Genomic DNA, 10,904 nt, shown 5'->3' with positions numbered 1-10,904 from the left:
TCTAAAAAATAGAAACTAGGAAAATACCTAGGAAAAAAGAAAGGGCTAGCCTACGTTTTTAAACATAGAATCATCGATGATGGTTTGATCGATAATCTGTTGTGCCATTTGGATGCACTTGCCACACTGGGAACCAAGTTCCATATGTTCACGCAATTCACGCATGTTACCTACGCCATTACCTTGTACTGCGGCGCGTATGCTTTTATCGGTAACGCCGTAACACATACATACAAACATAAAACACTCCAAATAAGTCTGTAAATGATAATAATTGCTATTTCATTCTAATGCAAGTGAGATTTAGTCGTATTCACACTCAAGAAATCATCAAAAAGGGTGGCCGTTGGTACGATGAGTGAAAAATTAGCAGAAGTAGAGTGCGTTACCGCTTGTTATCTAAGATAAAGTACCAATAAAGAGAGTTAGAAAACGCCAAGTGAAAAGACGTTTTACTTATTATTTAGTTTTTATATAAATTGGAGATATTTATGAGTGTATTAGTTGGCCGTCCAGCGCCGGATTTTACCGCTGCTGCAGTATTAGGTTCAGGTGAAATAGTTGATTCATTTTCACTATCTGAAACCATCAAAGGCAAAAAAGCGGTACTTTTTTTCTACCCGCTAGATTTCACCTTTGTTTGCCCATCTGAACTTATTGCTTTTGATAAGCGTTTTGAAGAATTTAAAAAACGGGGCGTAGAAGTGATTGGGGTTTCTATCGATTCACAGTTTTCTCATAACGCATGGCGAAATACGCCAGTAAACGAAGGTGGCATTGGTCCAGTTCAATATACGTTAGTGGCCGACGTGAAACATGAAATTTGTCAGGCGTATGATGTTGAGCATCCAGAAGATGGCGTGGCATTTAGAGGTTCTTTCCTGATTGATGAAGAAGGCCTAGTACGTCATCAAGTGATTAACGACCTTCCGCTAGGCCGTAATGTAGACGAAATGCTTCGTATGGTCGATGCACTTGCATTCCATCAGGATCATGGCGAAGTTTGCCCAGCAGGTTGGACACAAGGTAAAGCGGGTATGGATGCTTCACCAGAAGGCGTAGCCAAGTACCTTGCAGCAGAAGCTGACAAGTTATAATAGGCCGAAAGTATCTACAAAAGCTTTAAAAGTAAGCACTCAGGCTTGTTAAATAGGCTTTATGCAAATACGTCTACCTAATACTAAAACAGCGCCATTCGGCGCTGTTTTTTATTTCTACTGAATAAATTTTAATTTGAAGCGATTGCAGCTAAGGCAGCATTTCAGACGTTGCTTATCAGCAAGGCTCATCAGGGCTGATAGGTTCACCAGCTAAGGGCCAGCCGCCAAGTGCTTTGTAGCGATTTACCATAAAGCAAAATAGCTCTGTGGTTTTTTGCGCATCATATAAAGCGCTATGGGCTTCTTTTTGATCAAACTCAATACCTGCCGCTCGGCAGGCTTTAACTAATACGGTTTGACCTAAGGTTAAACCTGCAAGGCTGGTGGTATCAAATGATACAAACGGGTGGAAAGGCGTGCGCTTAATGTTGCAGCGAGCTATGGCGGCGTTCACGAAACTTTGATCGAAGGTGGCGTTATGCGCCACGATTACCGAACGCTGGCAATCCGCATCTTTTTGCGCTTTTCGAATACCTTTGCACAGCGACTTCATTGCTTCACTTTCTTCTATGGCACCGCGCAGGGCACAGTGAGGGTCAATGCCGTTAAACTCTAGCGCTGCAGGCTCTAAGTTCGCGCCTTCAAAAGGATCGACATGGTAATGAAAAGTTTGGTCGGGATAAATCAGACCATCTTCTTCCATTTTTACCGTTACGGCAGCAATTTCAAGTAAGGCATCGGTCCCAGCATTAAAACCGGCGGTTTCAACGTCGATAACAACAGGGAAGTAGCCCCTAAAACGATGAGGAAGGGAGTGGTGCAACTCAGACATAGTTTCTCTTAGCAGGTTCTTTGGTTACGTAACAAAGCTGTATCAACATAGAAATGCTACAAAAAGTGCTGGGATTATGGCAAGGATAACCCACGGTATCCAGCCTGAATTTCAATGTGGGGCGTTAGAAACCTGAAATGAGGGCATAATTGATGGTATTAATGGTATAGAAGGCTAAACTTTTCTACACTAAGGACGATATATTCTGTAAGCGCCTTTTCGTTAGGTATGGTTTATCAGTTGAGTGGGTATAGTTGTGAAGCGTAAATTCGGTTTACTTATTCCGTTGTTTTTTACTACGGTCGCAAGCGGTGCTATGCGTCAGTATTCTGCTACGGTAGAAACGTCTAACTGGGAAGTGGTTGATGCATCGCGTTTGCAATGTACATTGAACCATCCTTTACCCGGTTACGGCGATGCCATGTTTACAAGCGTGGCTTCTAAACGGCTTAATATGGAATTTGAGCTAGACATGCATTTATTGCCTAACCGCTTCGATGTAGCTGCTGTTTATTCTGTACCGCCAAAGTGGATGCCGGGTGTAGCGCCTAAAACCATCGCCGATATGACATTGCGCACGCAATATAACGGTGACCTTCCGCAAGACGCTGCATGGACTATGCTAAGTGAACTCGAAAAAGGCTTCTGGCCCACCATTTATTATCAAGACTGGTATAACGAATACGATAAAGTGAGTGTTGCATTAAACGCCAGTAATTTCTCGATGGTGTATCGAGACTTCGTTAAGTGTGTGTCTAACTTATTGCCTTACAACTTCGACGATATTGCCTATACGGTGTTGTCGTATCAGAAAAACAGTACCGAACTGACTAAGTATTCTCAAAAGCGCCTAACAATGATTGGGGAATACCTAAAAGAAGATAGCGACTTAGAGTTAGTATTGCTTGATGGCTATACCGATAGCTATGGCGGGCGATGGAACAACGAACAATTATCTATACGCCGAGCCAATGAAGTAAAAAGCTACTTAACTACCATAGGCGTGCCCGATGACAGAATTCAACTGACGGGGCACGGTGAGAAGCGCCATATAGCAAATAACGATACCCGAGAGTCGCGAGCGCAAAATAGAAGGGTAGTAGTGCGGTTATCTAAATCTTAGGGTTATCTAAAAACTAAGTAAAAAATATAAACAAATTTGAAAAAGCGGCTTAATGGCCGCTTTTTTGTGAAGTGAATAATATATTTGTTGTTGCTATTCGCCTTGTGCTTCAAGCCAGGCTTTTACCGGCGGCACATGGTCGGTAAATACGCCGTCTACGTTTACCACGTGTTTCAGGGTAGAAAGAAGTTGCTCTGCAGTCATACCTGGCGGTAGGGCATCTTGACGGAACGTGTAGGGATGAATAATGAAACCTTCTGAATGGGCATACTCAACCCAAGATGCGGGTATCAGTTTGCCTGTTTCCATCGCTTGGGGGTCTAGTAGTTGGCCTAACCAAGGGCCTAAACCGTCGGCATATTTAGCCACTTCTTTCATGCCTGCTTCACTTTTGATCCAATCGTAGTCTGTGGTTGATTCTCCCCAACTGTTTTCACCTATTAGCATGACCACTTTTCCCGCATAGTTTAGGTCTTTTCTAATGCGCTTTATTTCATCGAAGTCGAAACACTGCAAGTAACTGTTGGCGTCTTTATTGGCAAGATTAAATCGTGTTAGTGATGCAATCACAATCTGGCTAGCATCTACTCCTTGTTCGTTATGCCACGCTGGTGATTTTACTTCCGTATAAACCCCTACATTGGTATTGAACTCTCGATTAAGCTGAGTAATAAGCTCGTAGTGTTCTTCTAAGGTTGCCACGGTAAAATTTGCCGTATTCCCTGTATAGCGTTTTGTAAAAACTTGTTCACCCTTGCTGTTCGCTCGTTCGTGTACTTGCAGAGTACGAAGCTCAGCTAACGTGAAGTCTAAGGCGTAAAAGCGACCATCTTTACGTGCACGCTCTGGAAATACTTGCTCAACATTGGTTACTGTTTCTAAGTGTATGTCGTGCAAGACCACAGCAATCCCATCTTTAGTAATAACCGCATCTTGCTCAATAAAGTCAGGGTTCATGGCAAAAGCAAGCGTGGCGGCTTCTAATGTGTGCTCAGGCAGATAACCTGACGCGCCCCTATGAGCAATAACATCGAAGTCTTTCGCCAATAGTACTGGGCTTGCAAAAATCGAGATAGAAAGCGAGAAAGTAAGTAGAGCGTGACGAATTTTTAGCATGATAGGGCAATATCCTTATTAATAGGGCCGCTGTATTTTAAAATAGAGACTTATTGTTTTGTTTGAATAAGTTCGATGGCATAGCCATCTGGATCGCGAACAAAAGCAATGACAGTAGAGCCGCCCTTTACGGGGCCTGGCTTACGGTATACATCACAGCCATTTTGCTCTAGGTTTTCGCAGAACTGATAAATATCGTCTACTTCGATGGCGATGTGGCCGTAAGCCGTGCCTTTTTCATAGGTGTTGTCGCCCCAGTTATAAGTGAGTTCAAGTACGGTAGTGTTAGTTTCTTCACCATAACCCACGAAAGCGAGCGTGTATTCATAAGCTTGGTTTTCAGACTTCCTCAATAGCTTCATGCCCATCAAGTGAGTGTAGAAGTGCAAAGATGCATCAAGATCTTCAACACGAAGCATGGTGTGTAGCATTCTCATTCGACTCTCCCCGTTCTTCTAAGAACATCATATATATCAGTTTACTATGGGTATGTGAAAGGAATGAGACACTAAAGCCCAAATACAATAGCTGCAAGCACCTATCGGTAAACCGCTAGCAAAAAAGGACAATTAAAAGTTATACATTCCCTTATTGTCTATTTTAAGGTGACGGCGACGTTGTAGTAAATAACACAACTATTCTATCGACTTACGTATGTGAAATGTCTGTAGTGATTGCGCCTGCCATTGATGGTGAATGAAGGGGGAGGGCACGAGGGTTAAGGTGTGTGGGCGATTGTAATGGAAGTAATACAGTAATATGTTGCTCGATAATAGAAATAAATAGCAATATCGGTAGACTTACCTTACGGAAAGATGTACATTATGCCCGCTTTAGATAATAAAAAGCTTTTTCTACTACTGCCTTGTACCCTTTTATTCTTCAGTTTTACCGAAGTTTTAATAGATATACATTTGCGTTACTAGTAAGTTAAATCTATTGCTATCCGGTGAATTTCACCAATTACTTCAAATATATAAGGTTACAAACATGTCTGATACAGTAAACGGCACAGTTAAATGGTTCAACGAAGATAAAGGTTTTGGTTTTCTTACTCAAGACGGTGGCGGTAAAGACGTATTCGTACATTTCCGTTCAATCGCTTCTGACGGCTTCAAAACTCTTTCTGAAGGCCAAGCGGTTAGCTTCAGTGTAGAACAAGGTCAAAAAGGCCTTCAAGCTGCAAACGTTGTTGTTCTTTAAGTAGAACTTTAAAATACAACGACAAAAGGCTAAGTTTCTACTTAGCCTTTTTTAATTGTGCAGTACTAATATTTTTATTTATTTTTGGTTTGATAAGAACAGAATTTTGAAAGGAATTTTAAAACGAATAAAAAACTAGCAACATTATTATACAAAGAAAAATTATATGTCTCATACTATTAACGGCGCTTCGCTCCGTACACTTCCCCCTATTTCGACAATCTCAGTAAATAACTTCAACGTTGTTTTTACCGATAAAGAGTGTCAAAAGTCAGTTCAATTTCACAACAACAGAGATACTAAAGTATTTTTACGTTGGTTGCTTAATACTACGGTTGAAAGTATTTATGCTTAGCTAATAAGCAGGCTGAAGCAAAATTAATACTGCGTTAAGAGCTCGTGTGTCGCTATTGCCTTACAGAATATTGCGTATAAAAAAGTAAATTTCCTCTTTTATATTATGTATTCTGAGCAAGCAGCTTTATGCTTGATATAGGACAAGTAACAGTTTTGTTGCCCTTTTACCTGCAGACAAGGTTCGATTTTGCTTTCTTACTTTCATTTGGGTGTTTTTTATTTTCTCCTCATACTGGTGGTAGTCCCCGCATTTGGTCAGGAACCTATATCAGTCGGTGATGATAAGCGTATAATCGCTGATGCTAATGTGTGGCACGAATTAGATTACTCTTTTGATACATCAAATCTCGAATCAAAAAATAAGCTAGCAATTTTAAAAGAGGCTTATGAATACGCCGCGGTTGTGCCATCACTGGGTGGGAAGTCGGGAAGTTACTTTACCAAAGTAGTCTTAGATATTTCACAAAAAGGGCAGTACTTTGTTGTCGTTAATGCCAACTTCATTGATGTTGGTTTAGCTTCATATTCGTCGCCTGTTCAGCCTGAACTTAGCACTCAAGTCTTCTCTCAACTTCTTGATGACAGCTCGCCGCCGGTGCTTCATTTTCAAGCCGTGACGGTGCAAACCGTTATGGCAAATGAGCGAGTAGAATTATGGCTGTTTATTAAGGCCAAGCAGTTTCCTACGCCAGTTTCCATTACTGTGTTAGACAGTACAGAGTTTTATCGTTTCCAAAAATTTAATAACGGTATTTCCATAGCTGGCATTACCACCATGTTCATTTTGTCCTTGCTGGCCTTGCTCATCTATTCTGGGACGAGGAAAAGAGTAGCATTAACCTGTGCAGGCTATTTGGGTATTCACGCTATTGGCTGGATGGCAGCTTCTGGAATGCTAGGTGATATCGTTCATTTCCCATTCAATACCAGTTATTGGGGAATGCTACTTTTTCCTTTCGCTATTGCCTGTGCTGCTCAGTTTGTCTCAGATTTATTTGAGTGCAAAACCGACCACAAAAAGTTGTTCAAATTTCTTAACACTTTGAGTCTAGTAAGCGTTGTATTAGGCGTTGGCATGTGGTTTATGCCATTTTCTATCGCATATTTACTATCTCACTTATTGGCTATGTTCTGGATAGTGGTGACCATAGCGGTGGGTGTGAGCATGATTAGACAGCAAGATTTCCGCGCGAAATATTTTTTGGCAGGCAATCTACTCTACAGTGCATCACTTGGCTACTACATTGCTGCTCACAGCCAGTATTTCGGTGAGCTAGCGTACCCCGAATCTGTTGTTATATTTGCATTGTCGCTAGATTGCTTATGTATTTTGTTGTGCTTAACTGAGTGGTTTAAATTAAAGCAAAAGGAGTTCAATCGAAACCAGTACTTATCGCGCATAGACTCAATGACTCAGCTTGGTAACAGATTCTCTCTAACAGAATGCATTGAAGCCTTAGATGACTACTACGTTATTATTTTCATCGATTTAGATGGTTTAAAGGCCATTAACGATAAACACGGTCATGATGAAGGCGACAAACTTATTATTAAGGCTGCGAGCCTATTGCAACAATCGTTTTACTTTTTGGGAGATATCTTCCGCTCAGGAGGCGATGAGTTTGTAGGGGTATTGCAAGCCGATTCGACCAGAGAAACCCGAAACGTGGCTGATAGCGCCTTATCAATAGTATCGAATGTTTCAATGGAGCTTAGCAAGCAATGGAGTGATGCGGGCGTTAGCTTTGGGATTGCAACAAGCCTTGAGACTAAGGTGCCTTCAGAATGTATATCGTTGGCAGATAAACGTATGTATCAACACAAAGCTAAATCGAAGCATCCGCGCTCTGGCTAGGCGCTTAGTGAAAAGGCTTTTTGTAAGAGTTCTTAATAAGGGCTCAGTGGAAACGCTTAGCCTCTGTAAATAATATGACTTCGCTTTTAGTTTCAGTGCCAACTATTTAAACCGCCAAGCGTGGAGAGCCAAGCTTTATCGTATTAGGTGTTGAACTCAGTAAAAATTACGCATTTCACCATCACAGTGAACATTATCAAGGTTTCTTTGAAGCTTTACGGTGATGCTGAGCGTAAAAAAAAGCGGCTATCATCAAGGCCAAGGGCAGTAAAAAGATTAATTCAGGTCTCATGCTCAACACCCACTGTTTTGTTCACTTAATAGATAGATCAATGATTAATCATGTATTTGCAAGTGGCTCAAGCGTCCAGCCCGCTCAAATGAAAAGTCGCTCGCCTGGGGGGATCGGCTCTCATTTCTGTCTTCCTATGGCGCCTTTTTCCACATCCTTGTTCGCCTCCTTTTCCGACCCCGTTGATTTTGTGGTAACGTAATTAAATCGCACAATTTATCATAACGCATTAAAAGGACTTAACTTTCATGGCGCTGCAGCGAATAAAGGTACTATGTTTTTTTCTACTATCAATCAGCCCAATCTCCTATGGGCAAGATGCTTCTGTAGAAGATGAAACACAAAGCTTCAGTTACACCCTAATTACCGAAAAGCTAACATCGAAGGTATTATCAGAAGAGCGCACTGTGGTTGTTCAACTCCCTAAAAGCTATGCTGAAAACCCAGATAAAAAATACCCTATTATTTACCGTCTTGATGGCGCTACTACGCTCGTCATGTTGAATGCGGTTCTTGAAAGTTTGCAATCTCAGCGGGCGGCGCCAGAAGTTATTGTGGTGGCAATCGAAAACACCGACCGTCTTCGGGATTTATACCCTAACGTAAATAAAGACCCCAGTGGTCCCGTGGGTTATGGCGGCGGAGGTGCTAAGTTTTTACAATTTATCACTTCAGAATTGATGCCGATGGTGGAAAGTAAATATCGGGTGCATGATTTTCGAGTTATTGCAGGTGCATCGGCTGCAGGCGCTTTCTCATTGTATGCAATGCAGCAAGCGCCTGAATTGTTCAATGCTGCCTTAACTTACAGTGCTGCGGTATGGTGGGCACATGGCGCAACGGCAAAGACTACGGTTGAGTTCATAAAGAATAATAAAAAGCTCGATCATTACCTTTATACCGCTATTGGCAACGAAGGTGCGCCCATGCGCCCTTATTACGATGCGATGATTTCAGATATCCGTAAAAACAAGCCGGTGGGGCTACGGTGGCATAACGATGTATTCAATGACGTACCTCATAACCTTGTGACCAATGCAGCAAGCTTTAAAGCGTATTACAGTTTATTTTACTCAGAGTATATGCGCCCGAAAGACTATGATGGTGATTTGAGTTCGATTGAAAAATACTACGAAGCAGTATCACAGCAGCGGGGTGAGAAAATTGAAGCTGCAGAATGGGTTATACGAGATTTGGGTTATCACTTCGTGACACAACAAAATTTCGATGAAGCCTTTAAACTATTTAAGTACGGTATTGAACGCTATCCCAAAACGCCTGATGCATACAATGGTCTTGCCTATGGCTACGAGCAGTCAGGCCAGTTTGAAAAAGCACTGGAGCAGGTGAATAAGGCATTAGCGCTAGCTTCATCGGATTACGATGGCTATGACGTTTACGTGGGTAGACGGGAACGGTTATTGAACAAGCTGGATGAGAGTTAAAGCGCAAATGTAAACGGGCAGGAGAGTTGCTCAGTTGTACTAGCTCAGTCCTAGCCCGCTTATGCCATCTTAAGGTTAATGCCACATCTGAATCAGCAATTAAATATATACTTGCTGCATAAGCGGCAATATTTTGCGCTAATTCATTGGGATCAATCTTATCAAGCGTATCATCAGGCGTATGATGTAAATCGAAGTAATCCTGTCCATTTTGGTTTAATCGAATGGTCGGTACACCTTTTTTAGCCAAGGGAATGATGTCAGGACCACCGCCGGGAACATCTGATCCTCCTCTCACTATGCCAAGAGGGGACAATATTTTTCCTACTTCATCCATCAGCAAGGTAGCTTCTGGATTGACGTTTGATACTAACTGCCAAATGGTTTGCGCACCAAAGTCAGATTCGGTTGCCAAAACATGGTTTTGTAGGTTCGCATCATGTTGTTTCGCATAGGCGAATGCACCAAGTAAACCCACTTCTTCTGCACCAAACATTACCACACGAATAGTGCGCTTGGGGCGAGTTGGTAAGTTAGCAATTAAAGCGGCAGCTGCGGTTGTGATGGCAATGCCTGCGCCATCGTCAACCGCGCCAGTGCCTAAATCCCAGCTGTCTAAATGGCCTCCAATAAGCACGATTTCTTCAGGCTTTTCACTTCCCACTAAATCGAGAATAACGTTCCCACTTTTTACGTCGCCTTTCCACTTTGATTCTGAGTGCAATGAAATACTCATAGGCTTGCTTAAATTATGTAAGCGGCGAAGATGGTCAGCGTCTGGGTTTGAGATGGCGATAACGGGAATACTTGCCCATTTATCGTCATCACTACTCATCATTCCAGAGTGCGGAAAGCGATGTGAGTCTGAGCCAACAGAGCGAACAACCAACGCGCTAGCGCCTGCGCGCTGTGCATGTTGCCAACCAATTCTACGACGTTGATTAGCTTGGCCGTAGCCCGCGCCCGTTTGGCTTTTAACCATTTTGTCGCCATCGACAAAAGCAATTTTTCCGCTAAGGCTGCCATCCTTAACATCTGATAATGCGTGAATATCTCTAAAATATACTACATCGGCATCAATACTCTCTTTTGATGGAGCGCCACCACCTAAAGCAGTACCGTATAAATCCTGCTGGTAGGGCGAGGTTAGCGATATGTGTAGATTCCCTCTATCCCAAAAAGGCATCGTAAATGGTTCGATACTGACGTTGTCGAATCCCAAATGTTCGCCTAACTTTACCCCCCAGTCTCTCGCGCGTTTCTCAGCTTCAGAGCCTCCCAATCGAGGGCCCATTTCTGTTGTCAGCGATGTCACGATGTCCATACCTAAGTCACTTTTCAGCGCAGTTTCTATAAGGTCGTTCGCAGTTTGTTTTTGTTCGTTTGTTATCACATTAGAAGCTGCCAGTAGCGGAAAACTAAAAAAAGCTACAATAGCGGTAAAAGTGAGGCGTCTAAGTTGATGCATGTGTTCTCCATTAATACTGTTATTTGGGTCGAATTCTTATAGTAACTGCAACGTACCCCAAAATTGTTTTTTATTATTTAAGCGCTCTTTTCTAGTTTTAACGGTTTAGGCCG

10 protein-coding genes and 1 pseudogene are annotated in these 10,904 nt (G+C 42.3%); 6 read left to right on the top strand and 5 right to left on the bottom strand.

Annotated features, from left to right (window positions below; translation table 11 throughout):
- Positions 1-45 precede the first annotated feature (45 nt).
- A complete protein-coding gene (locus AMBT_RS12400) occupies positions 46-240 on the bottom strand; it encodes a bacterioferritin-associated ferredoxin (protein ID WP_013784972.1) in 195 nt (64 codons plus the stop codon).
- 251 nt (positions 241-491) lie between these two features.
- Here AMBT_RS12400 and AMBT_RS12395 point away from each other — a divergent pair, with 251 nt between their 5' ends.
- The gene (locus AMBT_RS12395) at positions 492-1,097 is read left to right on the top strand and encodes a peroxiredoxin (RefSeq protein ID WP_013784971.1); all 606 of its coding nucleotides are present in this window, start codon (positions 492-494) and stop codon (positions 1,095-1,097) included.
- 178 nt (positions 1,098-1,275) lie between these two features.
- On the opposite strand, the gene rnt is transcribed toward AMBT_RS12395, so the two are convergent.
- Positions 1,276-1,932, bottom strand: a complete 657-nt coding sequence (gene rnt, locus AMBT_RS12390) for a ribonuclease T (RefSeq protein ID WP_013784970.1) — start codon at positions 1,930-1,932, stop codon at positions 1,276-1,278.
- A 316-nt stretch (positions 1,933-2,248) separates the two neighbouring features.
- Here rnt and AMBT_RS12385 point away from each other — a divergent pair, with 316 nt between their 5' ends.
- Positions 2,249-3,055, top strand: coding sequence for a flagellar protein MotY (locus AMBT_RS12385; RefSeq protein WP_049791830.1), 807 nt, complete (start codon positions 2,249-2,251; stop codon positions 3,053-3,055).
- Between the two features lie 93 nt (positions 3,056-3,148).
- On the opposite strand, the gene glpQ is transcribed toward AMBT_RS12385, so the two are convergent.
- Both glpQ and gloA read right to left on the bottom strand, forming a co-directional pair.
- Positions 3,149-4,171 carry a glycerophosphodiester phosphodiesterase gene (gene glpQ / locus AMBT_RS12380; RefSeq protein ID WP_013784968.1) on the bottom strand — a complete coding sequence of 341 codons (1,023 nt, stop codon included), beginning with the start codon at positions 4,169-4,171 and terminating at the stop codon, positions 3,149-3,151.
- Positions 4,172-4,221: 50 nt separating this feature from the next.
- The gene (gloA, locus tag AMBT_RS12375; RefSeq protein ID WP_013784967.1) at positions 4,222-4,608 is read right to left on the bottom strand and encodes a lactoylglutathione lyase; all 387 of its coding nucleotides are present in this window, start codon (positions 4,606-4,608) and stop codon (positions 4,222-4,224) included.
- Between the two features lie 553 nt (positions 4,609-5,161).
- Between gloA and cspE the strand changes: the two genes are divergently transcribed.
- The 4 genes from cspE to AMBT_RS22215 all read left to right on the top strand — a co-directional run bounded on the left by cspE (position 5,162) and on the right by AMBT_RS22215 (position 9,323).
- Complete coding sequence (gene cspE, locus AMBT_RS12370) at positions 5,162-5,374, top strand: transcription antiterminator/RNA stability regulator CspE (protein ID WP_013784966.1); 213 nt, start codon at positions 5,162-5,164, stop codon at positions 5,372-5,374.
- A 166-nt stretch (positions 5,375-5,540) separates the two neighbouring features.
- On the top strand, positions 5,541-5,729 hold the full coding sequence (locus tag AMBT_RS12365; RefSeq protein ID WP_013784965.1) for a hypothetical protein: 189 nt from the start codon (positions 5,541-5,543) through the stop codon (positions 5,727-5,729).
- A 189-nt stretch (positions 5,730-5,918) separates the two neighbouring features.
- Positions 5,919-7,586 (top strand): sensor domain-containing diguanylate cyclase, encoded by a 1,668-nt coding sequence (locus tag AMBT_RS12360; RefSeq protein ID WP_013784964.1) that lies wholly within the window; start codon positions 5,919-5,921, stop codon positions 7,584-7,586.
- A gap of 540 nt (positions 7,587-8,126) precedes the next feature.
- Positions 8,127-9,323 (top strand): alpha/beta hydrolase-fold protein, encoded by a 1,197-nt coding sequence (locus AMBT_RS22215; protein ID WP_083820157.1) that lies wholly within the window; start codon positions 8,127-8,129, stop codon positions 9,321-9,323.
- 181 nt (positions 9,324-9,504) lie between these two features.
- Here the strand turns inward: AMBT_RS22215 and AMBT_RS22945 are convergent.
- Positions 9,505-10,059: pseudogene (locus AMBT_RS22945) on the bottom strand (M20/M25/M40 family metallo-hydrolase); the annotation flags it as partial.
- Between the last annotated feature and the right edge of the window lie 845 nt (positions 10,060-10,904).

Origin of the sequence: Alteromonas naphthalenivorans, assembly GCF_000213655.1 — a bacterium.
Lineage (GTDB): Bacteria > Pseudomonadota > Gammaproteobacteria > Enterobacterales > Alteromonadaceae > Alteromonas > Alteromonas naphthalenivorans.
The sequence above is the reverse complement of the archived record's forward strand: the minus strand, read 5'-3'. Positions and strand labels throughout refer to the sequence as shown.

Bases quoted from the DNA above. Each gene is read 5' to 3' on its own strand.
- AMBT_RS12400 (WP_013784972.1), bottom strand. From the start codon at position 240: ATGTTTGTATGTATGTGTTACGGCGTTACCGATAAAAGCATACGCGCC.
- AMBT_RS12395 (WP_013784971.1), top strand. From the start codon at position 492: ATGAGTGTATTAGTTGGCCGTCCAGCGCCGGATTTTACCGCTGCTGCA.
- rnt (WP_013784970.1), bottom strand. From the start codon at position 1,932: ATGTCTGAGTTGCACCACTCCCTTCCTCATCGTTTTAGGGGCTACTTC.
- AMBT_RS12385 (WP_049791830.1), top strand. From the start codon at position 2,249: ATGCGTCAGTATTCTGCTACGGTAGAAACGTCTAACTGGGAAGTGGTT.
- glpQ (WP_013784968.1), bottom strand. From the start codon at position 4,171: ATGCTAAAAATTCGTCACGCTCTACTTACTTTCTCGCTTTCTATCTCG.
- gloA (WP_013784967.1), bottom strand. From the start codon at position 4,608: ATGAGAATGCTACACACCATGCTTCGTGTTGAAGATCTTGATGCATCT.
- cspE (WP_013784966.1), top strand. From the start codon at position 5,162: ATGTCTGATACAGTAAACGGCACAGTTAAATGGTTCAACGAAGATAAA.
- AMBT_RS12365 (WP_013784965.1), top strand. From the start codon at position 5,541: ATGTCTCATACTATTAACGGCGCTTCGCTCCGTACACTTCCCCCTATT.
- AMBT_RS22215 (WP_083820157.1), top strand. From the start codon at position 8,127: ATGGCGCTGCAGCGAATAAAGGTACTATGTTTTTTTCTACTATCAATC.